Consider the following 272-nt stretch of genomic DNA (forward strand, 5'->3'; position numbering starts at 1 on the left):
CAAGACGCGGAATGGGATCGATACGAGCAGTGGGCATTGGTAAATCCTCAGGGACAGATAGTGGGCTGGGTCAAAACAGCAGAGCTGTATCGCCATTTCTTTCGTGTATACAAAGAAAAACAGGCTAACTATTCACTGGAGCTGGAGGCTGTTTTTAATACGAGCTACGACATGTTTTACATTTCGGATGGCAAAGGAATTACACAACGGGTAAGCAGATCATCCGAGCGACTGTATGGCTACAGTCCCGAAGATTTGGTTGGCAAAAGCAT

The 272-nt window shown here is 46.3% G+C and carries 1 protein-coding gene; it reads left to right on the top strand.

Translation table 11 applies throughout. The features are described from left to right. Positions 1-272, top strand: a 272-nt coding sequence (locus tag SB773_RS31805) for a PAS domain S-box protein (RefSeq protein WP_410594312.1), incomplete at both ends; no start/stop codon positions are given.

Origin of the sequence: Bacillus sp. SIMBA_074 (assembly GCF_046534555.1) — a bacterium.
Taxonomy (GTDB): Bacteria; Bacillota; Bacilli; order Bacillales; family Bacillaceae_G; genus Bacillus_A; species Bacillus_A mycoides.